Annotated in this window: 27 protein-coding genes and 1 tRNA gene; 16 read left to right on the forward strand and 12 right to left on the reverse strand. The window is 72.6% G+C overall.

The annotated features are described in order from the left end of the window. Window positions 1–18: 18 nt before the first annotated feature. Complete coding sequence (locus ACFWJW_RS27925) at window positions 19–228, reverse strand: DUF1918 domain-containing protein (protein WP_190140886.1); 210 nt, start codon at window positions 226–228, stop codon at window positions 19–21. 210 nt (window positions 229–438) lie between these two features. After that, window positions 439–1,428 carry a DMT family transporter gene (locus ACFWJW_RS27930; protein ID WP_387246568.1) on the reverse strand — a complete coding sequence of 330 codons (990 nt, stop codon included), beginning with the start codon at window positions 1,426–1,428 and terminating at the stop codon, window positions 439–441. On the opposite strand from ACFWJW_RS27930, the gene ACFWJW_RS27935 reads away from it, so the two are divergent. From ACFWJW_RS27935 to ACFWJW_RS27945, 3 genes are all read left to right on the forward strand, one after another. Next, window positions 1,427–2,932, forward strand: coding sequence for a PLP-dependent aminotransferase family protein (locus ACFWJW_RS27935; protein ID WP_387246570.1), 1,506 nt, complete (start codon window positions 1,427–1,429; stop codon window positions 2,930–2,932). The two genes, ACFWJW_RS27930 and ACFWJW_RS27935, sit on opposite strands and share 2 nt — an antisense overlap. A 132-nt stretch (window positions 2,933–3,064) precedes the next feature. Next, a complete protein-coding gene (locus tag ACFWJW_RS27940) occupies window positions 3,065–3,517 on the forward strand; it encodes a GNAT family N-acetyltransferase (RefSeq protein WP_042157040.1) in 453 nt (150 codons plus the stop codon). Window positions 3,518–3,560: 43 nt separating this feature from the next. Beyond that, window positions 3,561–4,130 (forward strand): histidine phosphatase family protein, encoded by a 570-nt coding sequence (locus ACFWJW_RS27945; RefSeq protein ID WP_387246573.1) that lies wholly within the window; start codon window positions 3,561–3,563, stop codon window positions 4,128–4,130. A gap of 12 nt (window positions 4,131–4,142) precedes the next feature. Here ACFWJW_RS27945 and ACFWJW_RS27950 read toward each other — a convergent pair whose 3' ends face one another. Next, entirely contained in the window at window positions 4,143–4,355 is a 213-nt protein-coding gene (locus ACFWJW_RS27950; RefSeq protein WP_387246575.1) for a hypothetical protein, read from the reverse strand. On the opposite strand from ACFWJW_RS27950, the gene ACFWJW_RS27955 reads away from it, so the two are divergent. After that, on the forward strand, window positions 4,350–5,054 hold the full coding sequence (locus tag ACFWJW_RS27955; RefSeq protein WP_387246577.1) for a hypothetical protein: 705 nt from the start codon (window positions 4,350–4,352) through the stop codon (window positions 5,052–5,054). The genes ACFWJW_RS27950 and ACFWJW_RS27955 overlap by 6 nt on opposite strands. 5 nt (window positions 5,055–5,059) lie before the next feature. Next, on the forward strand, window positions 5,060–5,422 hold the full coding sequence (locus ACFWJW_RS27960) for a DUF4333 domain-containing protein (RefSeq protein ID WP_387246579.1): 363 nt from the start codon (window positions 5,060–5,062) through the stop codon (window positions 5,420–5,422). A 26-nt stretch (window positions 5,423–5,448) separates the two neighbouring features. On the opposite strand, the gene ACFWJW_RS27965 is transcribed toward ACFWJW_RS27960, so the two are convergent. The 3 genes from ACFWJW_RS27965 to ACFWJW_RS27975 form a co-directional block, all read right to left on the reverse strand. After that, window positions 5,449–5,676 carry a nuclear transport factor 2 family protein gene (locus ACFWJW_RS27965; protein WP_387246581.1) on the reverse strand — a complete coding sequence of 76 codons (228 nt, stop codon included), beginning with the start codon at window positions 5,674–5,676 and terminating at the stop codon, window positions 5,449–5,451. A gap of 72 nt (window positions 5,677–5,748) precedes the next feature. After that, on the reverse strand, window positions 5,749–6,498 hold the full coding sequence (locus ACFWJW_RS27970; RefSeq protein ID WP_387246583.1) for a response regulator transcription factor: 750 nt from the start codon (window positions 6,496–6,498) through the stop codon (window positions 5,749–5,751). A gap of 87 nt (window positions 6,499–6,585) precedes the next feature. Beyond that, window positions 6,586–7,674 carry a class I SAM-dependent methyltransferase gene (locus ACFWJW_RS27975; RefSeq protein WP_387246585.1) on the reverse strand — a complete coding sequence of 363 codons (1,089 nt, stop codon included), beginning with the start codon at window positions 7,672–7,674 and terminating at the stop codon, window positions 6,586–6,588. A 123-nt stretch (window positions 7,675–7,797) separates the two neighbouring features. Here ACFWJW_RS27975 and ACFWJW_RS27980 point away from each other — a divergent pair, with 123 nt between their 5' ends. Beyond that, on the forward strand, window positions 7,798–7,989 hold the full coding sequence (locus ACFWJW_RS27980) for a DUF1059 domain-containing protein (RefSeq protein ID WP_387246587.1): 192 nt from the start codon (window positions 7,798–7,800) through the stop codon (window positions 7,987–7,989). 128 nt (window positions 7,990–8,117) lie between these two features. Here the strand turns inward: ACFWJW_RS27980 and ACFWJW_RS27985 are convergent, their stop codons facing one another. Genes ACFWJW_RS27985 through ACFWJW_RS28005 form a run of 5 tightly spaced genes read right to left on the reverse strand, consistent with a single transcriptional unit; the run spans window position 8,118 to window position 12,241 of the window. Continuing rightward, window positions 8,118–8,684, reverse strand: coding sequence for a hypothetical protein (locus tag ACFWJW_RS27985; protein ID WP_387246589.1), 567 nt, complete (start codon window positions 8,682–8,684; stop codon window positions 8,118–8,120). After that, a complete protein-coding gene (locus ACFWJW_RS27990) occupies window positions 8,681–10,078 on the reverse strand; it encodes a hypothetical protein (RefSeq protein ID WP_387246590.1) in 1,398 nt (465 codons plus the stop codon). The genes ACFWJW_RS27985 and ACFWJW_RS27990 overlap by 4 nt, the downstream gene beginning before the upstream one ends. Continuing rightward, window positions 10,075–10,884 (reverse strand): ABC transporter ATP-binding protein, encoded by an 810-nt coding sequence (locus tag ACFWJW_RS27995; RefSeq protein WP_387246592.1) that lies wholly within the window; start codon window positions 10,882–10,884, stop codon window positions 10,075–10,077. The genes ACFWJW_RS27990 and ACFWJW_RS27995 overlap by 4 nt, the downstream gene beginning before the upstream one ends. Before the next feature lie 32 nt (window positions 10,885–10,916). Then, window positions 10,917–11,741: a zf-HC2 domain-containing protein gene (locus ACFWJW_RS28000; RefSeq protein ID WP_387246594.1), complete on the reverse strand. Its 825-nt coding sequence runs from the start codon at window positions 11,739–11,741 to the stop codon at window positions 10,917–10,919. Further along, window positions 11,738–12,241: an RNA polymerase sigma factor gene (locus ACFWJW_RS28005; protein WP_387246620.1), complete on the reverse strand. Its 504-nt coding sequence runs from the start codon at window positions 12,239–12,241 to the stop codon at window positions 11,738–11,740. Before ACFWJW_RS28005 ends, ACFWJW_RS28000 begins: the two co-directional genes overlap by 4 nt. A 195-nt stretch (window positions 12,242–12,436) precedes the next feature. Here ACFWJW_RS28005 and argC point away from each other — a divergent pair, with 195 nt between their 5' ends. The 7 genes from argC to ACFWJW_RS28040 all read left to right on the forward strand — a co-directional run bounded on the left by argC (window position 12,437) and on the right by ACFWJW_RS28040 (window position 19,484). After that, window positions 12,437–13,465, forward strand: a complete 1,029-nt coding sequence (argC, locus tag ACFWJW_RS28010) for an N-acetyl-gamma-glutamyl-phosphate reductase (RefSeq protein ID WP_387246596.1) — start codon at window positions 12,437–12,439, stop codon at window positions 13,463–13,465. Between the two features lie 64 nt (window positions 13,466–13,529). Beyond that, window positions 13,530–14,702 (forward strand): bifunctional glutamate N-acetyltransferase/amino-acid acetyltransferase ArgJ, encoded by a 1,173-nt coding sequence (gene argJ / locus ACFWJW_RS28015; protein WP_387246598.1) that lies wholly within the window; start codon window positions 13,530–13,532, stop codon window positions 14,700–14,702. Window positions 14,703–14,739: 37 nt separating this feature from the next. Further along, complete coding sequence (argB, locus tag ACFWJW_RS28020) at window positions 14,740–15,678, forward strand: acetylglutamate kinase (protein WP_387246600.1); 939 nt, start codon at window positions 14,740–14,742, stop codon at window positions 15,676–15,678. Further along, entirely contained in the window at window positions 15,675–16,910 is a 1,236-nt protein-coding gene (locus tag ACFWJW_RS28025) for an acetylornithine transaminase (RefSeq protein WP_387246602.1), read from the forward strand. Before argB ends, ACFWJW_RS28025 begins: the two co-directional genes overlap by 4 nt. Window positions 16,911–16,917: 7 nt before the next feature. Next, on the forward strand, window positions 16,918–17,460 hold the full coding sequence (locus ACFWJW_RS28030) for an arginine repressor (RefSeq protein WP_042157018.1): 543 nt from the start codon (window positions 16,918–16,920) through the stop codon (window positions 17,458–17,460). Window positions 17,461–17,743: 283 nt separating this feature from the next. Then, a complete protein-coding gene (locus ACFWJW_RS28035; RefSeq protein WP_387246604.1) occupies window positions 17,744–18,874 on the forward strand; it encodes a mechanosensitive ion channel family protein in 1,131 nt (376 codons plus the stop codon). A gap of 127 nt (window positions 18,875–19,001) precedes the next feature. Continuing rightward, window positions 19,002–19,484, forward strand: coding sequence for an SAM-dependent methyltransferase (locus ACFWJW_RS28040; protein WP_387246606.1), 483 nt, complete (start codon window positions 19,002–19,004; stop codon window positions 19,482–19,484). A gap of 106 nt (window positions 19,485–19,590) precedes the next feature. On the opposite strand, the gene ACFWJW_RS28045 is transcribed toward ACFWJW_RS28040, so the two are convergent. Next, window positions 19,591–19,664: transfer RNA gene (locus ACFWJW_RS28045), tRNA-Pro, on the reverse strand. A 142-nt stretch (window positions 19,665–19,806) separates the two neighbouring features. Between ACFWJW_RS28045 and ACFWJW_RS28050 the strand changes: the two genes are divergently transcribed. The 3 genes from ACFWJW_RS28050 to argH all read left to right on the forward strand — a co-directional run bounded on the left by ACFWJW_RS28050 (window position 19,807) and on the right by argH (window position 23,026). Further along, entirely contained in the window at window positions 19,807–20,184 is a 378-nt protein-coding gene (locus ACFWJW_RS28050) for a DUF488 domain-containing protein (RefSeq protein ID WP_387246608.1), read from the forward strand. Between the two features lie 116 nt (window positions 20,185–20,300). Beyond that, window positions 20,301–21,494, forward strand: coding sequence for an argininosuccinate synthase (locus ACFWJW_RS28055; protein ID WP_387246610.1), 1,194 nt, complete (start codon window positions 20,301–20,303; stop codon window positions 21,492–21,494). An 89-nt stretch (window positions 21,495–21,583) separates the two neighbouring features. After that, window positions 21,584–23,026, forward strand: coding sequence for an argininosuccinate lyase (gene argH, locus ACFWJW_RS28060; RefSeq protein WP_387246612.1), 1,443 nt, complete (start codon window positions 21,584–21,586; stop codon window positions 23,024–23,026). The last annotated feature ends 138 nt before the right edge of the window (window positions 23,027–23,164 follow it).

Here is a 23,164-nt window from a genome sequence, read left to right on the forward strand (position 1 = left end):
TCCGCGTACGCGGTCCGGCTACCGGCCGGTGTCCACGTCGGTGGTCTTGCCGTGCCGGACGACGGAGTCGGGGCCGGGCGACATGATCGCCTCATGCCCGTCCTCGGCGCGGACACGGTAGGGCGGGTCGCCGTTCGTGCCCAGCACCTCGATGATCTCGACAACCCGGTCGTGATGCCCGACGGTCCTGCCGTGCACCACCAGCCGGTCGCCCCTGCTTGCGTGCATGAGGGTCCTCCCCGCTTCGGGGCGGCCGTGCGACCGGTTCGGCCGACGGCGAGCCGGCCAACGGTTGAACGGCCAACGGTTTCAACGGTTTACGGGCCTGGAGCAAGCCCGGACGGCGGTATCCGCCTTCGCGGCAAGTTTACGTCCGTAGGGGACGTCTGCACCCGGTAAGTCCTGAGCCGTCCCGTTCCGGCCGGCGTCCGGAGCCGGTCACCCGCGGGTCCGCTGGGTGACCGCGATGCACGCCAGGACCGCCAGCGCCGCCGCCGGAGCGGCCGGCGGCAGCTGCTCGCCCAGCAGCAGCACGGACCAGACCAGGGTCAGCAGCGGCTGGGCGAGCTGGAGCTGGCTCGCCTTGTGGATGCCGATCGCGGCCATTCCGCGGTACCAGGCGACCATCCCGAGGAACTGCGAACCGAACGCCAGCCACAGCAGTCCGCTGACGGAGTGCACGGTGAGCCGCAGCGGCTCGGTGGACAGCGCCAGCGCGGCGCCCGCCACCGTCACCGGCAGCACCAGGACCAGCGCCCAGCCGATCACCTGCCAGCCCGGCATATGGCGGGCGAGCCGGCCGCCCTCGGTGTAGCCGGCCGCGCACACCAGCAGCGCCGCGAACAGCAGCAGATCGCTGCGGCCCGGCGCCCCGCCGCTCTGCTGCACCGCGAAGCCGATGACGACGGCGGCGCCGACCAGCGAGGCGATCCAGAACGTACGGGAGGGCCGGACCCCGGTCCGTACGGCCGAGCAGGCGGCGGTGGTCAGCGGCAGCAGGCCGACCACGACGGCCGCATGGGAGGTGGTGGAGGTCTCCAGGGCGAGGGTGGTCAGCAGCGGAAAGCCCAGGACGACACCGCCGGCGACCACCGCGATGCCCGCCCAGTGGCGACGCTCCGGCAGGCGGACCCGGAAGACGGCGAGCGCGCCCCCGGCCACTACGGCGGCCAGCACGCTGCGCAGCATCACCACCGTCCAGGGGCCCATGCCCTCCAGCGCCCAGGCGGTCCCGGGAAAAGTGAGCGAGAAGGCGGCCACGCCCAGGGCGGCGAGCAGGGCGCCACGGCTGACGAGCGCGCCCCGGGCGGGGGCGGCGGCGGGCGCCGGGCTCTCCTGCCCGGCGGTGGCCCGGGTGTCCTGCCGCGCGGTGTCCGGGGTGCTGACCGCTATCGTGGCGGTGGCGGTAGCGCTATCGTTGGCTCTCATGCAACAGCGTAGCAGTGGTACCGAACTGGCCGCGATCCTGCGTACGGAGCTGAATCGCTACTCTCCCGGAGAGAAGCTGCCCTCCAGCCGTGCGCTGGTGGAGCGGCACCGGGTGAGCCCGGTGACCGTCTCCCGGGCGCTGGCCGAGCTGGCGGCGGAGGGACTGGTCACCACCCGGCCGGGCGCCGGCGCCTTCCGGGCCGAGCCGCGCAGCGAGGCGCCCCGGCCGGTGGACACCTCCTGGCAGGAGATCGCGCTGAGCGCGGAGCCGGGCGGCGACCAGGTGCCGCGCAGCGTCGACGCCTCGGGCGTGGTGGCCACCCTCGCCGTCCCCGGCCCCGGCGTCATCGAGCTCAACGGCGGCTATCTGCACTCCGATCTCCAGCCCGAACGCGCCCTGGGCGCCGCACTGGCCCGGGCCGGACGCCGGCCGGGTGCCTGGGGGCGGCCGCCGGTCGAGGGGGTGCCGGAGCTGCGGGCCTGGTTCGCGCGGGAGATCGCCGGGGCCGGCGGCCCGCTCGCCGCCAGCGACGTCCTGGTCACCGCGGGCGGCCAGAGCGCGCTGACCGCCGCGCTGCGGGCCCTCGCCGCGCCCGGCGCCCCGGTGCTGGTCGAGTCCCCGACCTACCCGGGCATGCTGGCCGTGGCCCGCGCCTCGGGGCTGCGCCCGGTGCCCGTACCGCTCGACGCGGACGGGGTCCGGACGGATCTGCTCGCCGAGGCATTCCGCGCCAGCGGGGCACGGCTCTTCGTCTGCCAGCCGCTGTTCCAGAACCCGACCGGGGCGGTGCTGGCCACGGAGCGGCGGCGCGAGGTGCTGCGGGTGGCGCGGGCGGCGGGCGCCTTCGTGATCGAGGACGACTTCGCGCGGCTGCTGGTCCACGGTGACGCGCCCACGCTCCCGCCGACCCTGATCGCGGACGACCGGGACGGCACGGTCGTCCATGTCCGCTCGCTGACCAAGGCCACCTCCGCCAATCTGCGGGTGGGCGCCCTGGCGGCCCGCGGACCGGTGCTCGACCGGCTGCGCGCCATCCAGGTCGTGGACAGCTTCTTCGTGTCCCGGCCGCTTCAGGAAGCCGCCCTGGAACTTGTCGGCTCGCCCGCCTGGCCCCGCCATCTGCGGCTGATCGCAGGGGAGTTGACCGCCCGCCGGAACGCCCTCACCACCGCGCTGCATCAGGAGCTGCCCGTGCTCGCCGGGCCGGAAGCGGGGCCCGGTCCGGCGTACGGCCACGCCCCGGTGCCCGGTGGCCTCTATGTCCCGCCGGGCGGCTACCACCTCTGGCTGCGGCTGCCGGACGGTACCGACGAGGCTGCCCTGACCGGGGCGGCACTACGGGCGGGCGTCGCGGTCGCGGCCGGCCGCCCGTACTTCGCCGCCGAGCCGCCCGCCGCGCATCTGCGGCTGAGCTTCGCCTCGGCGTCCGGAACCGGCGAGATCACCGAGGGCGTGCGCCGGCTCCGGACGGCGTGCGAGGAGCTGGGCGTGCCGGTGCGCTGACGCCGGGGAGGGGCCGGGGCATGCGGCGTCGCGGGCCCACGGAGATCGGCAAGACACCCCTGCCGCCGGCCCCGACCTCGCCCTTCGCATACCGGTTCGACGCCGGACCCGCCCTTCTGCCAACCTCCCGGCATGAATGATCACGCCCTCGACGGCTACGAGATCTCCACCGACCCGGCCCGCCTGGACGCCGACCTGGTCCACTACTGGCTCGCCACCGACGCCTACTGGGCCGTGGACCGCCCTCGGGAGCTGCATGACCGTGCCGTCGCGGGCTCGCTCAACTTCGGTCTGTACGCGTCCGGTTCCGGCCGCCAGGCCGGGTACGCCCGGGTGGTCACCGACCACGCCACCTTCGCCTGGCTCTGCGACGTCTACATCTGCCGCGACGACCGCGGCAAGGGCCTGGGCACCGCGCTGATCGAGGCCATCGCCGACCATCTGACGCCCTGCGGGCTGAGCCGGCTGACGCTCGCCACCAAGGACGCCCACGGGGTGTACGAGAAGGTCGGCTTCCGCACCCTGGTGTCCCCGGAGCAGTGGATGACCCTCGGGCTGATCGACCCGGGTCCTGTCGATATCTGATCAAGCTGGACCACACGGGCGGTACTGCTCTTACCATCGGCGGATGAGCGTTCGACTCAAGCTGCTCGCCGCGGCCCGTAACTCCACCCTGCTGGAGACGCGGTTCGACGACGACCGCCCGCTGGACGCCGCGGGATGGCACGAGGCGGAGCGGGCGGCCCCCGTCCTGTGCCGGCTCGCCGCCGCCGAGCTCCGCTACTGCTCGCCGTCCGCCCGCTGCCGGCAGACCGGTGAGGCCCTCGGGCTCCGGCCGCTCGCCCAGCCGGCGCTGCGCGACTGCGACATGGGGCGCTGGCGCGGCCGCACGCTGGGCGAGGTGACCGCCGCCGAACCCCGTGGGGTGGAGGCATGGCTGGCCGATCCGCGCTCCGCACCGCACGGCGGGGAGTCGCTGCTGGAGTTCATCACCCGGATCGGCGGCTGGCTGGACACCCGGCCGGCCGACGACGCCGCCGGGCTGCTCGCGGTCGCCGAACCCGCCGTCGTCCGCGCCGCCCTGGTCTATGTGCTCCAGGCGCCGCCGCACGCGTACTGGCGGATCGACGTCCAGCCGCTCTCGGTGACCACCCTTACCGGCCGGTCCGGCAAGTGGGACCTCCTGCTGGAGGCATGAGCCGACGCCCGGTCACCCGCCGCCGTCCGCCCGGCGGGTGCCCGGGCCGCCGGGCGGCACCACCCGGAAAGCCCAGCCGCCGGGTTCCGCCGTCCGGGGCGTACGCACCCGTCTGACCTGCGGAAAGGCCAGGAAGGCGGGCGTCTTCGGGGGCAGTTGGCCCCGGGCGGCGGACACCATCGAGGTGCGCACCGCCGGGGCTGGCGCTTCGCTCTGTTTATGCATATACGCCACATTCCTCTGTATGCCTTGGCGGCCGGCGCGCTGGTGGTGTCCGTCCTGCTCTTCGGTGACGACGACGGTGCGGACGCCGCCACCGAGGCCGCCTCCGGCGCGGTGACCGGCACCGTCACCGAGGCCGGCCCCGCCGTGGACACCTCGCAGACGGTGGTCGTCGAGCCCGACCCGGTGGCCCCGGGCGGCGCCTTCTCCGTCAACGACGGCGGCAACTGCTCCGGCGACAGCGCGGAGGCCACCTTCGACGGCGCGGACATCCCCGCGATCCAGCTGACCTCCCGGAGCGACCGGATGGGCGGCAGCGCGATCATGCCGGAGGGCACCGCGCCCGGCTCGTACCGGGTCACCGTCACCTGCGGCGGCGCGTCCGGAGCCCGGCAGAGCGCCGCGGAAGCGGACCCGGCCGGCACCGGGGAATACGGCGAGGCATACGGCACGGAGCACGGCGACACCGACGGCGGAGGGCGCGGAAGGGGATCCGGCGACGGCCGCCGGACCCTCACCGGCACCGTGGCCGTCTCCGGTGACGCCACGGAGGTCGTCCCGCAGGGCGGCGCGGACACCGGCCTCGGCGGCGCGGCCGGCTCCGGCCGGGCGGCCACCGCGCTCAGCGGAGTGGTACTGCTGGCCGCGGCCGGCGGAGGCGCCCTGGTCCGCCGCCGGCGCGCCCGCGGCGAACGGAGCTGACGGCGGTGAGCGCACATCCGTCCCGGCGCGTCCTCCTCCTCGGTCTCCTCACGGCACTCGCCGTGGCGGGCGTGCTGGCGCTGACCGCCGCCCGGTTCCGCACCCGCGACGCCACCAGCGAGGTCGACGGCGGCACCCACACCGTGCCGCGCACCGAGATCGCCCGGACGATCAGCGGCCAGCTCACCCTGCCGTTCCGCAACGGGCCCGACGCGGTGCACTGCTCCGGCGACCTGCGGCCCGTGCGGTACGACGCGGTGCGCTGTACGGCACACTTCCCCCTCGGCCCGGACCGCCAGCTGACCGTCGAGGTCACCCGCGTCCGCCACAACCTGGTCACCTACCGGCGCCACTCACTGTCCCGTTGACCGGGGGGAAGGCCGGGCCCCGGTCCCTACGGCGTGAGATCCAGGGCGGCCAGCCCCGACCCGGCCATCAGGAACGGCACCGAGTCATGGGTGTGGGTGATCTTCCAGCTGCCGTCGATCTTGCGCAGGCCGACGGTGGCCCGGCTCCACAGCTCCACCTCGAAGCCGTCGGTCTTCGTCCCGTGCATCCGGTTGATGCTGTGGCCGAACGCGACGTCGTCGCCGACCGTGATCTCCAGCTGGGTCACGGTCACCCCGCTGCGTACGCCTCGACGGGGCCGCCCCGGAGCGCCTCGACGGCTGGGCCGCCCTCGGGCCCGCGCCGCCTACGGCCCGAGCGGCACCGCCGTCCGGCCGCGCGTCTGCCAGGCATTGGCCGCCTCGACCCGGCTGCTCACCCGCAGTTTCGCGTAGGCGTGCTCCAGGTGTTTGTCGACGGTGCGGGGGCTGATCTCCAGTCGGCGGGCGATCTGCTGGTTCGTCAGACCCCGGGCGAGCAGGGCGAGTACGGCCGACTCGCGGGGGGTGACGAGGGAGGGCGGGGGCGCCGGCGGGGCGAGCCGGTGGAGTACGTGGCTGAGCCGGGTGCGCAGCAGCGCGGCGGCCGCCACATCGTCGTCGGAGAAGTCGCTGCCGTTGCGGCTGATCGCCACACAGACCTTCCGCGGCCGGCCGGCGGCGTACCCCGCGGGGAACGACATCGCGAGCTGCTGCTCGGCGCCGAACGGCCGGTAGACCTCGGCGTAGGCGGCGAGGGCATGGAACTCGGCGCGGGTCTGAAGCGTCGAGCGCCGCATCGGGGTGCCGGAGCCGAGGGTGGTGTGGGTGACGAGGGAGTCCGCCGTCGCCTCCCGGGCGAACGCCTCCTGCACGTCCGGGGTCAGCAGACCGGCGGGCAGGGTGAGCGGCCGGTCGGCGGTGCCGGCGCGGGGCGACCAGATGATGCTGTCGCCGGGCACGGCGCCGAGCAGCAGCGGCAGCAGTGCCGGAACAAGGGTCTCCTCGTCGACGGCATCGATCAGGAGGTCCACGACGGCGAGAATGCGTCGCAGGCCGGCCTCCGCGGCCGCGCTCATATGTCCAGCGTGCCGAGGGGGCGGGGACGCGTCAAATGAGGGCCACCCGGCCGGCCGGGGGAAGACCGGCCGGGCGCGTCAGGCGCGCTAACGCCCGACGGCATAGACGCGGTTGAGGGGGCTCTCGGCGGCGAGTCGCCAATGGTGGAGTCCGGCCTCGTCGGCGATCTCCCGCATCGCCTCCTCACCCGCGTGGTTTCCCAGTGCCTGCGGACCGTGCTGGGCCAGCGCGGACGGCAGACAGACGGCGACCGAGGAGGCGGTCACCGCCCGGCCGATGGGGTTGGCGTTCTCCTGGACCTTCTCCGAGGCGTTCGGCTCGACGACCATGCAGGTCCCGCCGTCGGCCAGCGCCTCCTCGGCGTGGTGCAGCGCACCGCCCGGATCGCCGGTGTCGTGCAGACAGTCGAAGAAGGTGATCAGGTCGAAGTCCTCGCCCGGGTAGTCCTGGGCGGTGGCGACCTCGAAGCTGACCCGGTCGGCCAGTCCCTCCTCGTCCGCGATACCGCGGGCCGCCTCGATGGACGGGCGGTGGAAGTCGAAGCCGTGGAACCGCGACCGGGGGAAGGCCCGCGCCATCAGCGTCGTGGAGTAGCCGTAGCCGCATCCGACGTCCGCGACGCGCGCGCCGCGCTCCAGCTTCTCCCGCACGCCCTCCAGCGCGCTCAGCCACTCCGGGACCAGGGCGGCCGCGTAGCCGGGGCGGAAGAACTTCGCGGTGCCCGCGAACAGCGCCGGACCGTGTTCCTCCCAGCCGACGCCCTCGCCGGTGCGAAAGGCATCGATGAGCGCGTCCTCGGTGGCGTAGAGCGCCTGCATCGCGGTGAAGAAGCCCGCCGCGTACGTGGGCAGTTCCGGGTCCGCCAGGACCGCGGCGTGCTCGGCGGGCAGCAGGTAGGTGTCGGTTTCCGGCGCGTAGCTGACGTACTCACCGGCGACCTGCGCGGCCAGCCATTCGCGGACGTAGCGCTCGACCAGCCCGGTGCGGGCGGCGAGCTGCGCGGAGGTGAGCGGCCCGGCACCGGCCATGGCCGTGTACAGGCCGAGCCGGTCGCCGAGCGAGGTGAGCAGACCGGCGACCGCGGCCCCGCTGTCGGTGATCACGCGCTCCAGGAACGCCTGCACCCGCTCCTGGTCCAGGGCCCCGCCCGAGCTGACACCGGCGGCCGTCGCCATGGCTTCCACCTCCTCGTTCCCTTCACTGCAACAGCCCCGCCACCCCGCGCGCCATACGGGATTCGCCGTATACGGCCGCCGGCGGCGACCGGCCGACACTGAAGGAAGAGGAGGAGGTGCACCATGCGCAAGAAGGTCGACTGCCGGGACTACCCGAGCGAGATGAACTGCACCCTCGTCATCATCGGCGAGGAAGAGGAAGTCGTCCGCGCCGCCACCGAGCACGCCGTCTCCGTCCACGGCCACACCGACAGCCCGGAGCTGCGCGAACAGATCAGGTCCACCCTGAAGAACGAGATGCCCCAGCACGCCTGAGGCACGGGCACGGACCCGCCGTCCCGGGGCCGGGGCGGCGGTCGTGCGGTGTCCGGGGGCGTCGCGGTGACCGAGCGCTTCAGTCGGCGAGCGTCGCCAACTGAAGCGCTCGGCGCGGGGCGTGCCCGTTACCGTCTTGGTCCTGCGAGGGCGTACACCACGGTGCCGATCGCGAACAGGGCCCACGCGGTCCCGGTGGACGCCGTCGTGGCGGGGGAACAGATCATCCACTTGACCACCTCTCCCGCGGTGCCGCCCGGAGTCGGTCCGAAGAGGGTGAACGCCAGCCAGCCGGTCGGCAGGGTCCATGCGAACGGTGCCCCGCACAGCGCCGCCCCGAGCGCGGCCAGGCCGACCAGGCCCGCGCTGTCCTGGACGACGACCTCGGCGGGGGCGAGCCGCACTCCTGCCGCCTGGACCGTCAGCAGCGCCGCACCGGCGCACGCGCCGGCCAGCAGCACATGCGCCGCCCGCCGGGGCATCCACCGGATCGCGGCCGTCCGCTCCAGCACGACGTCCCAGCCACCGAGCCCGACGGAAGCGGCCGCCACGTTCGCGGTGAGGGCCAGGACCGCCATCGCCTGATCCGCCGGTCCCGGGCCGTGGAGGGCCCACACCGCCAGCGCGACGAGCGTGACCGCGGCGGCCGAGGCGGGCACCTGCCGTGAACGGGCGTACAGGACCAGCCACCTCATCGCGTCGCCTTCCCCGCCAGCGCCGTGAGCTGGTCGTCCGCCGCGCAGGAGAGGGCGGCGGTGTGCAGTGCGGCGATCCGCGCGCGCTGCTCGGCCGGTGGCAGCGCCGTCAGCCGCTGCCAGGCGACGTCGGCGTCCGGCCAGAGCGCGCGCAGGTACGGGTCGCTGCCCTTCTCCGCCAGCGGTTGGAGCCGGGAATCATGCCGGGCCCAGCTGACGGCGACGCTCTGGACAGGGATGTTGCCCCGCCCCCCGCCCTCCCGGTCGTCGTTCCCGTAGCAGCTCGGTGCCAGACCCTGGGCGATCAGCGCGCGGGTCAGTTTCTCCCCCGTCGCCTCGGCGAGCAGCCGGTCGTCGAAGTCGACCCGCACCACGTCGCCGGAGGGTTCGCGTTTGTCGGCGATCGCGCGCAGCCTGGTGTCCTCCCGCACCGCGTCCGGCGCCTTGTCGCCCAGGGCGTCGTGCAGCACGCGCAGCGCCTCCTTGCCGCGCCGCGCGAGCTCGGGCAGCCGTGCGCGGTTCGCCTGCGTCACGCACACCGGTCCGTCGCAGACCAGGGCGGCGGCGGCCTTGTCGACGACGTAGGTGTCGCGTGCGGCGGCCGGGAGGACCGGCAGGGCCAGGGCCGCACCGGCCAGGACGGGGAGCACCGCGAGCAGCCGGGCTCGGCGGGTCACGGCCGACAGCAGCGCGAACCCGGTGGCGAGCAGGCCGAGCAGCCAGAGCGTCTGACCGAGGTGCACGGAGCCGGACAGGGTCAGCAGCATCTCCCGCGGCTCCGCGGTCACCGGGAGCAGCTGGGCGAGCCGGTTGGGCGCGATGCCCGACGGCAGCGCCTCGTCACTGTTCTGCTGGAGCAGGGCCGTCAGCATGAGGAAGAACAGGACCAGGCCCGGCGGGGTGAGCACGGAGGGCAGGGCCCGCGCGACGCCCATGCCGAACACGGCCCCCGCGACGAGGGCCAGCGCCGCCACGAGTGAGATCGGCAGCCAGTCGAGCGGCGTGTAGGTGGTCCGGCCGAGGGCCACCTGGACCTCGCCCACGAGGACCAGGAGGCCGAAGCCCGACGCCAGCGCGAGCCCCATCGCACCGGCCGGCAGCGCCGCACGGCGCCAGGCCGGCCGCGGCACGGTCGTCAGCAGTTCGGCCATCCGCGAGCGGGGTTCGCGCAGCCCGTACACCGCTCCCATGCCCACCGCGAGCGGCCACAAGAAGGTCAGCAGGGACCGGGTCCACAGGGCCATGGAGGTCCACTGGGCCGTCCACCCCGCGGTGCCCCTCCACCAGAGCCCGTCGTACAGGCAGAAGATCGCCAGGCTGCCGCCCAGGACGACGAGGCCGGGCCACGGGGCGAGGGAGCGCTTCAGCTCGATGCGCAGCACACGTCCGGTCACCAGGTGCCTCCCCGCTGCCCGGAGTTGCGGAGCAGCGCCGAGTAGCCGCGCTCCAGGGGGCTGTCGCCCGGGAAATCGGTGCTGCCCGCCGCGGCCAGGTCCTCCGGTGTGCCCTGGAAGACGAGACGGCCGTCGGCGAAGAGCAGCACGTCGGAGCAGGCGGCCGCGACGTCCTCGACCAGGTGGGTGGAGACGACCACACAGGTGTCCCGGCCCAGTTCCTGGAGCAGCTCGCGAAAGCGCAGCCGCTGTGCCGGGTCCAGGCCGGCCGTCGGCTCGTCCAGCAGCAGCACCGCGGGGTCGTTGACGATGGCCTGGGCGATGCCGGCCCGCCGCACCATGCCGCCGGACAGGGTCTTCATCCGATGGTCGGCGCGGTCCGCCAGGCCCACCCGTTCCACGGCCCGCTGGACGGCCGCGGGGACGTCGGCCTTCGGTACCTCCTTCAACCAGGCCATGTACTCGACGAACTCGCGCACCGTGAAGCGCTTGTAGTAGCCGAAGTCCTGCGGCAGGTAGCCGATCCGGCGGCGCAGAGCCCGGAGGTCGGCCATCCCGCCCAGGGAGGTGCCGAGCAGCTCCAGTTCGCCCTCGGTGGGGCGCAGCACGGTGGCCAGCGCCCGGATCAGGGTGGTTTTCCCCGCGCCGTTGGGCCCCAGGAGGCCGTGGGTGCCGATGCCCAGGGAGAGGTCGAGCCCGTCGACGGCCATCTTCTTCCGTCCGACGCGTACTCTCAGGCCACTGGCCCGGATCTGCCAGGCGTAGGTTTTCGGCGCGGTGTCGGCTGCGCTCGTGGTGGGCGTCATGCGGTAGTCCCTTGCGAGGGTCGACGATGGTTTCACAGCGTGGAGTACGCGTTTCTGCGGGCGATCACGGCGCCGATGCCGAGCGCCAAGAACAGCCCCCACGCGGGCAGTTGGTCCGGCTGTAGGACACGCTCCAGGTCCACGGGGCCGTGGTCGGTGGCCCACGCGAGTACCACCACGACGCCCCAGGCGCCCACCAGCCCGGTGGCGGCGCGGGTCACGCCGACCACGCTGCCCAGCGCCAGGGCGGTGGCGGTGAAGGCCAGGGAGGGCAGCAGCCACTGCGCGGCCGACATCGTTCCGGTCAGCCATCCCTCCACCACGAGCGCGGGCAGGACCACCACGAGAACCGCCGCGGTGCGCCGGAGGAGCAGGGGCAGGCCGGCTCGGGCGGTCGAGGCCGTCAGTTCGTGCGCCGGGTCCAGGCCGCGCGACCACGATGCGGCGACACCACACAGCGGCAGCACGGGTGCGATCGCCAGCACGGGAGAGACGCCGCCGAAGAACATCGGCCGCGCGACGGCGTCCAGCAGCAGCGCCATCAGGGCGACGAGGACGGTCATGGCCAGCCACGGGGCCATGACCGGCGTCAGCCAGGCAGCGACCCACCTCGGGCGGTGTCGCCGCGAGGACGCCCTGACGGCCGCGTCCAACTGCGGTTCCAGACCGGCCCGGACGGTGTCGACGAGCGCGGCGATGCCGGGCGCCTCGGTGGCCACACAGGCCGCCAGGTGGCTCCGGCACAACGCGCAGGTCTCCAGGTGGGCCTCCAACGCCCATACCGTGTCCACGGCCATCGTCGCGTCACCCCGTGCGTAGTCGTCGATCAACTGCCTCGACGCGTGTTCCCCGCTCATGTCAGCGCCTCCCGCATCGCGATCCGGGCCCGGCGGGCGCGGGTCTTGACCGTGCCTTCGGGCAGTCTGAGCAGGACGGCGGTCTCCCGGATGGAGAGCCCGTCGAGCACCGTGGCCCGTAGCACTTCTCGGAGTTCCGGCGCCAGCCGCCGCAGGGCGTCGCCGACGTCGCCGCCGACGGTCCCGGCGAGTGCCTCTTCCTCCGCCGCGGGCACCACCGCCCGCTCGGCGGCGGCGACCGGCGGTTCGGCGTGGTGGGCACGGCGCCGGAACGCGTCGACGAGGCGCCGCGCCGCGATCGTCCACAGCCACCCGACGGCCGTCCCGCCGACCGCGCTCCCGGCGAACGCGCCGGCCGCGCGCCACACCGCCAGATAGGTCTCCTGCATGACCTCGGCGACGGTCTGTTCGTCCGCGCAGCGGCGGCGCAACCGCACCGCCAGCCACGGCGAGGTGCGCCGGTACAACTCGTCGAACGCCCCGCGGTCACCTCTGGCCACCAGCCGGACGAGGCGTTCCTCGTCCAGCTCGTCCAGTGCTCTCCTGCGTGATCTCACACCAGCCAGACGCCCGGTGCGGCGCGCAGGTTCTGGATCTACTGTGAGCTGAGTCACAGTCTCCCGTGAGAGCCTCGCATCGGGCATTGCATAAAACTGCTGGATTCCGTATAGTCATGCCATCAAGGAGGAGGGCCCATGACGGTACGAGCAGCAGTGGCCGGTGCGAGCGGATACGCCGGGGGTGAGGTGTTGCGCCTGCTTCTGGGGCACCCGGAGGTGGAGATCGGCGCGCTGACCGGGCACTCCAACGCCGGGCAGCGGCTGGGGGCGCTCCAGCCGCACCTGGCCCCGCTGGCCGACCGGGAACTCCAGGCGACCACCGCCGAGGTCCTGGCCGGGCACGACGTCGTCTTTCTCGCGCTGCCGCACGGCCAGTCCGCCGCGGTCGCCGAGGAGCTCGGGCCCGATGTCCTCGTCGTGGACTGCGGCGCCGACTTCCGGCTGAGCGACGCCACGGACTGGGAGGCGTTCTACGGCTCGGACCACGCGGGCACCTGGCCGTACGGGCTCCCGGAGCTGCCCGGGGGGCGCGCCGCGCTCCAGGGGACCCGGCGCATCGCGGTCCCGGGCTGCTACCCCACCGCCGTCTCGCTCGCCCTGTTCCCCGCGTACGCGGACCGGCTCGCCGAGCCCGAGGCCGTGATCGTCGCGGCCACCGGCACCTCCGGCGCGGGCAAGGCCCTCAAGCCGCATCTGCTGGGCTCCGAGGTCATGGGCTCGATGAGCCCGTACGGCGTCGGCGGCGGCCACCGGCACACCCCCGAGATGATCCAGAACCTGAGCGCGGTGGCCGGCGAGCGCATCGGCGTCTCCTTCACCCCGACCCTGGCGCCCATGTCCCGCGGCATCCTCGCCACCTGCTCGGCGAAGGCGAAGCCCGGTGTGGACGCCGCCGCCGTACGGGCCGCGTACGAGAAGGCGCTGGCCGACGAGCCGTTCGTCCAGCTGCTGCCCGAGGGGCAGTGGCCGTCGACCGCCGCCGTGTACGGATCCAACACCGCGCAGATCCAGGTGACCCTCGACGCGGCGGCCGGCCGGATCATCGCGATCAGCGCCCTCGACAACCTCACCAAGGGGACCGCGGGCGGCGCGGTGCAGAGCATGAACATCGCCCTGGGCCTGCCCGAGGGCACGGGGCTCCCGACGACCGGGGTCGCGCCGTGACCCGGGCCGGCACAGGACAGCACGGCGGGACCGGCGGAGCCGGAGAAGCGACGGAGGACGAGCAGTGAGCGTGACGGCAGCACAGGGATTCACGGCGGCGGGCATCGCGGCCGGGATCAAGGCCCCTCCTGCCAATGGCAGCGGCGGGAATCCGGACCTCGCCCTCGTGGTGAACAACGGGCCCCGCCGCGCCGCCGCCGGTGTCTTCACCTCCAACCGCGTCAAGGCGGCGCCGGTCGTCTGGTCCGAGCAGGTCCTCAAGGGCGGCACGGTCTCCGCCGTCATCCTCAACTCCGGCGGCGCCAACGCCTGCACGGGTCCGCTCGGTTTCCAGGACACCCACGCCACCGCGGAGAAGGTCGCCGAGGTGCTCGACGGACACAGCGCCGGCGAGGTGGCGGTCGCCTCCACCGGACTGATCGGCCTGCGGCTCCCGATGGACAAGCTGCTGCCCGGCGTCGAGCGGGCCGCGGCCCAACTGACCGAGCACGGCGGTGAGAAGGCCGCTATCGCCATCATGACCACCGACAGCGTGCACAAGACCGCGGTGGTCACCAAGGACGGCTGGACCGTCGGCGGTATGGCCAAGGGCGCCGGCATGCTCGCCCCGGGCCTGGCCACCATGCTCGTGGTCCTGACCACCGACGCCGATGTGCCGGCCGCCGAGCTCGACACGGCGCTGCGGGCCGCGACCCGCACCACCTTCGACCGGGTCGACTCCGACGGCTGTATGTCGACCAACGACACGGTGCTGCTGCTCGCCTCCGGCGCCTCAGGCGTCGTCCCGGCCGCCGACGACTTCGCCGAGGCGGTGCGGACGGTCTGCGACGACCTCGCCCGGCAGCTGATCGGGGACGCCGAGGGCGCCAGCAAGGACATCCGGATCGAGGTCGTCGGCGCGGCGAGCGAGGACGACGCGGTCGAGGTCGGCCGCTCCATCGCCCGTAACAACCTCCTCAAGTGCGCCATCCACGGTGAGGACCCCAACTGGGGCCGGGTGCTCTCCGCCATCGGCACCACGTCCGCCGTCTTCGAGCCCGACCAGCTGAATGTCGCCATCAACGGCGTCTGGGTCTGCAAGAACGGCTCCGTGGGCGAGGACCGCGAGCTGGTCGACATGCGCTACCGGGAGGTCCGCATCACCGCCGACCTCGCCGCCGGCACCGAGTCCGCGGTCATCTGGGCCAACGACCTCACTGCCGACTACGTCCACGAGAACAGCGCGTACTCGTCATGAGCGCACGAGCAGTTGACAAGCGAAGCGAGGCCGGAGCATGAGCGCCCGTAAGCACACCGCGCTGCCCAAGGCCCGCACCCTCATCGAGGCGCTGCCCTGGCTGACCCGTCACCACGGCAAGACCGTCGTCATCAAGTTCGGCGGCAACGCCATGGTCGACGAGGAGCTCAAGCGCGCCTTCGCCCAGGACGTGGTCTTCCTGCGGCACGCCGGGCTGCGCCCCGTCGTCGTGCACGGCGGCGGCCCGCAGATCAGCGCCCAGCTGGACCTGCTCGGCCTGGAGTCGGAGTTCAAGGGCGGCCTGCGGGTCACCACCCCCGAGGCGATGAACGTCGTACGGATGGTGCTGGCCGGCCAGGTGCAGCGCGAGCTGGTCGGGCTGCTCAACGAGCACGGCCCGCTCGCCGTCGGCATGACCGGCGAGGACGCCCATCTGATGACCGCGACCAAGCACTACGCCGACATCGAGGGCGAGCGGGTGGACATCGGCCGGGTCGGCGAGATCACCGCCATCGACCCCGGCGCGGTCCAGGCGCTCCTGGACGACGGCCGCATCCCGGTCATCTCCTCCATCGCCCGCAGCAGCGACGAGGAGGACGCCGCCTCGGGAGCCTCCGGGGCCTCCGGTGTCTTCAACGTCAACGCCGACACCGCCGCGGCCGCCCTGGCCGCCGCGCTCGACGCCGAGACGCTGATGGTGCTCACCGACGTCGAGGGCCTCTACGAGGACTGGCCGAACAGCGACGAGGTGATCTCCCGCCTCACCGCCACCGAACTGGAGAAGCTGCTGCCCGACCTGGCCAGCGGCATGGTCCCCAAGATGCGGGGCTGTCTGCACGCCGTCCGCAACGGGGTGCACACCGCCCGGGTCATCGACGGGCGGGTCCAGCACTCGATCCTGCTGGAGATCTTCACCGACGAGGGAATCGGCACGATGGTCGTGCCGGACGCCAACACGATCGAGGGGGCGACATGAGCGACGTGGCACACACCCACGGCCCGGCGACGAACGCAGGGCTCACCGGGCGCTGGCAGGGCGCCATGATGGACAACTTCGGCACCCCCCGTATCCCGCTGGTCCGCGGTGAGGGCGTCACCGTGTGGGACGCCGACGGCAAGGAGTACCTCGACTTCCTCGGCGGTATCGCGGTCAACGCCCTCGGGCACGCCCACCCGGCGGTGGTCCGCGCGGTCTCCGACCAGGTCGCCACCCTCGGCCATGTCTCGAACTTCTTCGTCGCCGAGCCCACCGTGGCCCTCGCCGAGCGCCTGCTCGCCCTGGCCGGACGCCCCGGCCGGGTCTACTTCTCCAACTCCGGCGCCGAGGCCAACGAGGCCGCCTTCAAGATCGGCCGGCTGACCGGACGCACCCACATGGTCTCCACGGCCGGCGGCTTCCACGGCCGCACCATGGGCGCCCTCGCCCTCACCGGCCAGCCCGCCAAGCAGGCCCCGTTCGCCCCGCTGCCCGGCGATGTGGACTATGTGCCGTACGGGGACGTGGAAGCCCTCCGCGCCGCCGTCACCACCGACACCGCCTTCGTCATCCTGGAGCCCGTCCAGGGCGAGAACGGCGTCATCGTCCCGCCGCCCGGCTACCTCCAGGCCGCCCGGGAGATCACCGCCGCCACCGGCACCCTGCTCGTCCTCGACGAGATCCAGACCGGCATCGGCCGGACCGGGAACTGGCTGGAATCCCGGGCCCAGGGCGTCGAGGCGGACCTCATCACCCTCGCCAAGGGCCTCGGCGGCGGACTGCCGATCGGCGCGACGCTGGCCTTCGGCCGGGCCGCCGAGCTGCTCACGCCCGGTTCGCACGGCTCGACGTTCAGCGGCAACCCGGTCGTCTGCGCCGGCGCGCTCGCCGTCCTGGACACCATCGAGGCGGACGGCATCCTGGAGAACGTCAAGCGCGTCGGCGAGCGGCTGCGTACCGGGACCGAGGCGCTGGGGCACCCATTGGTCAGCCAGGTCCGCGGGGTGGGGCTGCTCCTGGGTATCGTCTTGACGGAGTCGCTCGCGCCGCAGGTGCAGCAGGCGGCTCAGGACGCGGGCCTCCTGGTGAACGCGGTCGCGCCGGACGTCATCCGGCTCGCCCCGCCGCTGATCGTCTCCGACGAGGAGGCGGAGGAGTTCCTCCGGAAGCTGCCCGCCGTCCTCAACACGGCCCGCCAAGGGGCCGACGGGGAACGACGAGCCGGAGACTGACGACACGATGACCGAGCCGCAGGACAACGAGGCGCAGAACGGCGGCCAGGCCGTACCGCAGACCCGCACCGCACGCCACCGCCGGATCGTGGACATCCTCAACCGGCTGCCGGTCCGCTCCCAGAGCCAGCTCGCCAAGCTGCTCGCCGACGACGGCCTGTCCGTCACCCAGGCGACGCTCTCCCGCGATCTGGACGAACTGGGCGCGGTGAAGATCCGCAACACCGGCGGCGAGCTGATCTACGCGGTGCCCAGCGAGGGCGGCGACCGCAAGCCTCGGGCGCCGCTGGGGGAGTCCGCGAAGGAGGAGCGGATGCGCCGCCTCTCCGGCGAACTCCTCATCTCCGCCGAGGCGTCCGCCAACCTCGTGGTCCTGCGCACCCCGCCGGGCGCCGCCCAGTTCCTGGCCTCGGCCATCGACCAGGCCGAACTCCACGACATCCTGGGCACCATCGCCGGCGACGACACCCTGATGCTGATCAGCCGTGACCCGGCGGGCGGCCAGGCACTCGCCGACCATCTGCTGCGGTTGGCGCAGAAGGCGCACTGAGCCCCTCCGCACGCGCTCCCGGGGGCTTTTCGCCGCCCCCGGAGCGCCGCACCCCGCCCCCGGAGCGCCGCACCCCGCCCCCGGACGGCGGTTGTGCGGAGCCTCCACCCGAGCCACTCTCTCCCCGCCGAACCGCATACGGCAGGATGGCAGTTCGCGCCGGGACGTCCACGGATGTCCCGGCGCCTTCACAGCCCTAGAGACAAGCAGGTGGCATGGTGACGAGACATCACATCCGGCTCATAACACGTCCGCTCCTTCCGGTCGCGGGAGGAGCCGGCCGGTGAACCGCGCTGTGACACTGCACGACCTGATCGTGGCCGGCGCGGCGCTGGCCGCCGGCATCGTGGCCGGCCTGCTGCTGCGGGTGGCCCTGCGCTGGCTGGGCAAACACGCCCTCAAAACCCGGTGGAGCGGGGACGACATCCTCGTCGACGCACTGCGGGCCGTGGTGCCCTGGGCGGCGATCACGGGTGGCCTGGCGGCGGCGGCCGCGGCGCTGCCACTGACGGAGACCGTCGGACACACCGTCAACCGGTCGCTGATGGTGCTGCTCATCCTGGTCGTCACGCTCACCGCGGCCCGGGTCATCACCCGCGTGGTGAAGTCCTTCGCGCAGTCCCGGTCCGGAGTGGCCGGATCGGCCACAATTTTCGCCAACATCACCCGCATCATCGTGCTGGCGATGGGCTTCCTGGTGGTCCTCCAGACCCTGGGCATCTCCATCGCCCCGCTGCTCACCGCGCTCACCGCGCTCGGCGTGGGCGGCCTCGCGGTCGCCCTGGCGCTCCAGGACACCCTCGCCAACCTCTTCGCGGGCGTGCACATCCTCGCCTCGAAGACCGTGCAGCCCGGTGACTACATCCGGCTCAGCAGCGGCGAGGAAGGCTATGTGGTCGACGTCAACTGGCGTAACACCGTGGTGCGGCAGCTCTCCAACAACCTGGTGATCATCCCCAACACCCAGCTGGCCGGCACCAACATGACCAACTTCACCCGCCCGGAACAGAAGTTGACGATCCTGGTGCAGGTGGGCGTCGGCTACGACAGCGACCTCGGCCACGTCGAGCGGGTCACCACCGAGGTCATCGAGAGCGTGATGAAGGACGTCAACGGCGGTGACCCGGACCATGAACCGGCCGTCCGCTTCCACACCTTCGGCGACTCCCGGATCGGTTTCACGGTGATCCTGGGCGTCGGCGAGTTCAGCGACCAGTACCGGATCAAGCACGAGTTCATCAAGCGTCTGCACCAGCGCTACCGGGACGAGGGCATCCGGATTCCCTCCCCGGCACGCACCGTGGCACTCCAGAAGCCGGAAGAGATCGTGATTCCGCACCAGCGGGATCTGTCGGACCGGCGCGACGTGGCGGACCAGCGCGATCTGTCGGGCCCGGTGCCTCCGGTGCCGTAGCCGCGCGGCACCACGACGCCGTGCGGCGCGCGTACGACGGCGAAGCCCCGGCCGGTGAAGAAGACCACCGGCCGGGGCTTTTCCGCCGGCCCACCCCACCCCACCTTCCGAGAGGGAGCTCAGCACCGTGTCAGAAGAATTAACCGTCGTGCCCGTCGCCCATGTGATCGGCGGGCGCGTGGAACCGACGGATGACTACTGGGGCGGCACCCGCTCCGTCATCCGCATCGACCCCGAGCGCCACACCGAGGAATCGGTGGTCGGCCTGGAGGCGTTCTCCCATATCGAGGTCGTGTTCCTCTTCCACCTGACCGACCCCGGCGATCTGCCCCCCGAGCTGCGACGGCCCCGGGGCAACCCGGAGTGGCCCGCGGGCGGCACGTTCGCCCATCGCAACATGCGCAGGGTGAACCGGCTGGGTGTCTCGCGGTGCCGCCTGATCGCGGTGGACGGCCTGGACCTCCACGTGGAGGCACTGGACGCGGTGGACGGCACGCCGGTGCTCGACATCAAGCCCTGGTTCAGCGTGCTGGGCCCGCAGGGTGAGGTCCATGAGCCCGCCTGGCCGTCGCAGATGCTGGCCGACTACTACACCACCCCGCCCGCATAGGCACCTGGGGGAGCCGGGGCTGAGGAACCCCCGGAAACGATCAAGGGCCTTGCTTCGGTGATCCGAAGCAAGGCCCTGACCTGGGCTGAAAGCCCTTACTGCACCGTCGGGACGACAGGATTTGAACCTGCGACCCCTTGACCCCCAGTCAAGTGCGCTACCAAGCTGCGCCACGTCCCGGTGCTCGTGCCGGCCGGAGAAGTCCCGGCCGGGGCGTGCAGAAGAAAAATACCCTGTCCCGGGCCATGAATCCAAAGCGGGTCCCCCGGGGGCGCTTCCGGCACCTCCGGCGGGGGCTCCGCTTCCGTGGTTCGATGAAGTTATGGGTGAAATGTCGGCCAAGGATGCCCTCCGGGTGCGCCGGGTGTACGAGCCGCCGGAGCCGGCGGACGGGGCCCGGGTGCTGGTCGACCGGCTGTGGCCGCGCGGGCTGTCCAAGGCGGATGCGCAGCTGACCGAGTGGTGCAAGGACGCGGCACCCTCGTCCGAGCTGCGGCGCTGGTACCGGCACGAGGGGGAGCGGTTCGAGGTCTTCGCCGAGCGCTATCGCGAGGAGCTGGCGCAGGAGGCGGCTCAGCGGGCGCTGGCGCGGCTGCGGGAGTACGCCGAAGAGGGGCCGCTGACGCTGCTGACGGCCACCAAGGATCTGTCGGCGAGCCATGTGAACGTGCTGACCGAGGTGCTTCAAGAGGGCGGCTGAGGCTCGCGCCACGCCGACGACCCGCCGCTGACCTGCATATTCACCCACGCGTTGACGAAACATACGGTGGAGTGCATACTTATACCCATCAGCGAATGCACCGTAAGGAGAAACCCGTGACCGAGCGCGTCGTACTCGCCTACTCGGGCGGCCTGGACACCTCTGTCTGTATCGGCTGGATCGCCGAGGAGACGGGCGCCGAGGTCATCGCCGTTGCCGTGGACGTCGGCCAGGGCGGCGAGGACCTGGACGTCATCCGCAAGCGTGCGCTCGACTGCGGTGCGGTCGAGGCCGAGGTCGCGGACGCCAAGAACGAGTTCGCCGACGAGTACTGCCTCCCGGCGATCAAGGCCAACGCCCTGTACATGGACCGCTACCCGCTGGTCTCGGCGCTCTCCCGGCCGACCATCGTCAAGCACCTGGTGGCCGCCGCGAAGAAGCACGGCGCCACCACCGTCGCCCACGGCTGCACCGGCAAGGGCAACGACCAGGTCCGCTTCGAGGCCGGCATCTCCTCCCTCGCCCCCGACCTGAAGTGCATCGCCCCGGTCCGCGACTACGCGATGACCCGGGACAAGGCGATCGCGTTCTGCGAGGAGAAGAACCTCCCGATCGCGACCACCAAGAAGTCGCCGTACTCCATCGACCAGAACGTCTTCGGGCGGGCGGTGGAGACCGGCTTCCTGGAGGACATCTGGAACGCGCCGATCGAGGACGTCTACGAGTACACCGAGAACCCGGCCACCCCCCGGGAGGCCGACGAGGTCATCATCTCCTTCAAGGAGGGTGTCCCGGTCGCCCTCGACGGCAAGCCCGTCACCGTCCTCCAGGCGATCCAGCAGCTCAACGAGCGGGCCGGCGCCCAGGGCATCGGCCGGATCGACATGGTCGAGGACCGGCTGGTCGGCATCAAGTCCCGTGAGGTGTACGAGGCGCCCGGCGCGATCGCGCTGATCACCGCGCACCAGGAGCTGGAGAACGTCACCGTCGAGCGCGAACTGGCCCGCTACAAGCGGCAGGTCGAGCAGCGCTGGGGCGAGCTGGTCTACGACGGCCTGTGGTTCTCGCCGCTCAAGCGGGCCCTGGAGGGCTTCATCAACGAGGCCAACCAGCAGGTCAGCGGCGACATCCGGATGACGCTGCACGGCGGCCGCGCGGTCGTCACCGGCCGGAAGTCCGACCAGTCGCTCTACGACTTCAACCTCGCCACGTACGACACCGGCGACACCTTCGACCAGTCGCTCTCCAAGGGCTTCATCGAGCTCTTCGGGATGTCGAGCAAGATCGCGGCCAAGCGCGACCTGGCCTGAGCCGACTCGTTGGATTCATCAGGCTGCCGCCTCCCTGCCCTTGGGGCGGGGAGGCGGTGGCACATCTACCGCAGCCTTGAGGAGCAGCAGTGAGCAGCAACAGCGGTGACGTCCGGCTCTGGGGCGGCCGGTTCGCCGACGGTCCGGCAGCGGCGCTGGCCCAGCTGTCGGCGTCCGTCCACTTCGACTGGCGGCTGGCCCCCTACGACATCGCGGGCTCCCGTGCGCACGCCCGGGTGCTCCACAAGGCGGGCCTGCTCACCGAGGACGAGCTGACCCGGATGCTCGCCGGGCTGGACCAGCTCGCCGGGGACGTCGCCGACGGCTCGTTCACCGGCACCGTCGCCGACGAGGACGTGCACACCGCCCTGGAGCGCGGGCTGCTGGAGCGGCTCGGCCCGGACCTCGGCGGCAAGCTGCGGGCCGGCCGGTCCCGTAACGACCAGGTCGCCACGCTCTTCCGGATGTATCTGCGGGACCACGCCCGGATCATCGGCGGGCTGATCGCCGACCTCCAGGAGGCGCTGGTGGGCCTCGCCGAGACCCACCCGGACGTGGCGATGCCGGGCCGTACCCACCTCCAGCACGCCCAGCCGGTGCTGTTCGCCCACCATGTGCTGGCGCATGTGCAGTCGCTGTCCCGGGACGCGGAGCGGCTGCGGCAGTGGGACGACCGCACCGCCGTCTCCCCCTACGGCTCGGGCGCGCTGGCCGGCTCCTCGCTCGGTCTCGACCCGGAGGCGGTCGCCGCCGACCTCGGCTTCGAGCACGGCTCGGCGGGCAACTCCATCGACGGCACGGCCTCCCGTGACTTCGCCGCCGAATTCGCCTTCATCACGGCGATGATCGGGGTGAACCTCTCCCGGATCGCCGAGGAGATCATCCTCTGGAACACGAAGGAGTTCTCCTTCGTCACGCTCCACGACGCCTTCTCCACCGGCTCGTCGATCATGCCGCAGAAGAAGAACCCGGACATCGCCGAGCTGGCGCGGGGCAAGTCGGGGCGCCTCATCGGCAATCTGACCGGGCTGCTGGCCACGCTCAAGGCGCTGCCGCTGGCGTACAACCGCGACCTCCAGGAGGACAAGGAGCCGGTCTTCGACTCCTGTGACCAACTGGAGGTGCTGCTCCCGGCGTTCACCGGGATGATGGCCACCCTGACCGTCAACCGCGAGCGGATGGAGGAGCTGGCCCCGGCCGGCTTCTCGCTGGCCACCGATATCGCGGAGTGGCTGGTCAAGCAGGGTGTGCCGTTCCGGGTGGCGCACGAGGTCGCGGGCGAGTGCGTCAAGGAGTGCGAGGCGCACGGCATCGAGCTGGACCAGCTCACCGACGAGCAGTTCGCGAAGATCTCGCCGCATCTGACCCCCGAGGTCCGCGGCGTGCTCAACGTCCCCGGCGCGCTCGCCTCGCGCAGCGGCCGCGGCGGCACCGCACCCTCGGCGGTGGCGGTCCAGCTCGCCGAGGTGCGGGCGGACCTGGTCACGCAGCAGGAGTGGGCGACGGCCAAGAAGGCCACCGAGCTGGGCTAGCCGGCAGAGGCAGACGACGGCGGCCCGCCCCCGGGGGGGGGGCGCCGGGGGGGGCCCCGCGGCGCGGCGGCGGGGCAGGCCGGGGGTGTGCACTATGCAGGTAAAAAATTAAGTGTGTGTTTGGTTGATAAAAAAAAA

Source organism: Streptomyces sp. NPDC127097, from assembly GCF_042724075.1.
Classification (GTDB): Bacteria; Actinomycetota; Actinomycetes; order Streptomycetales; family Streptomycetaceae; genus Streptomyces.

Bases quoted from the DNA above. Each gene is read 5' to 3' on its own strand.
- ACFWJW_RS27985 (WP_387246589.1), bottom strand. From the start codon at position 8,684: ATGAGGTGGCTGGTCCTGTACGCCCGTTCACGGCAGGTGCCCGCCTCG.
- ACFWJW_RS27955 (WP_387246577.1), top strand. From the start codon at position 4,350: ATGCATATACGCCACATTCCTCTGTATGCCTTGGCGGCCGGCGCGCTG.
- ACFWJW_RS27935 (WP_387246570.1), top strand. From the start codon at position 1,427: ATGCAACAGCGTAGCAGTGGTACCGAACTGGCCGCGATCCTGCGTACG.
- ACFWJW_RS27945 (WP_387246573.1), top strand. From the start codon at position 3,561: ATGAGCGTTCGACTCAAGCTGCTCGCCGCGGCCCGTAACTCCACCCTG.
- argC (WP_387246596.1), top strand. From the start codon at position 12,437: ATGACGGTACGAGCAGCAGTGGCCGGTGCGAGCGGATACGCCGGGGGT.
- ACFWJW_RS27975 (WP_387246585.1), bottom strand. From the start codon at position 7,674: ATGGCGACGGCCGCCGGTGTCAGCTCGGGCGGGGCCCTGGACCAGGAG.
- ACFWJW_RS27925 (WP_190140886.1), bottom strand. From the start codon at position 228: ATGCACGCAAGCAGGGGCGACCGGCTGGTGGTGCACGGCAGGACCGTC.
- ACFWJW_RS27940 (WP_042157040.1), top strand. From the start codon at position 3,065: ATGAATGATCACGCCCTCGACGGCTACGAGATCTCCACCGACCCGGCC.
- ACFWJW_RS28000 (WP_387246594.1), bottom strand. From the start codon at position 11,741: ATGAGCGGGGAACACGCGTCGAGGCAGTTGATCGACGACTACGCACGG.
- ACFWJW_RS28050 (WP_387246608.1), top strand. From the start codon at position 19,807: ATGGGTGAAATGTCGGCCAAGGATGCCCTCCGGGTGCGCCGGGTGTAC.
- ACFWJW_RS28025 (WP_387246602.1), top strand. From the start codon at position 15,675: ATGAGCGACGTGGCACACACCCACGGCCCGGCGACGAACGCAGGGCTC.
- argB (WP_387246600.1), top strand. From the start codon at position 14,740: ATGAGCGCCCGTAAGCACACCGCGCTGCCCAAGGCCCGCACCCTCATC.
- ACFWJW_RS27950 (WP_387246575.1), bottom strand. From the start codon at position 4,355: ATGCATAAACAGAGCGAAGCGCCAGCCCCGGCGGTGCGCACCTCGATG.
- ACFWJW_RS28030 (WP_042157018.1), top strand. From the start codon at position 16,918: ATGACCGAGCCGCAGGACAACGAGGCGCAGAACGGCGGCCAGGCCGTA.
- ACFWJW_RS27980 (WP_387246587.1), top strand. From the start codon at position 7,798: ATGCGCAAGAAGGTCGACTGCCGGGACTACCCGAGCGAGATGAACTGC.
- ACFWJW_RS27970 (WP_387246583.1), bottom strand. From the start codon at position 6,498: ATGAGCGCGGCCGCGGAGGCCGGCCTGCGACGCATTCTCGCCGTCGTG.
- ACFWJW_RS27995 (WP_387246592.1), bottom strand. From the start codon at position 10,884: ATGACGCCCACCACGAGCGCAGCCGACACCGCGCCGAAAACCTACGCC.
- ACFWJW_RS27930 (WP_387246568.1), bottom strand. From the start codon at position 1,428: ATGAGAGCCAACGATAGCGCTACCGCCACCGCCACGATAGCGGTCAGC.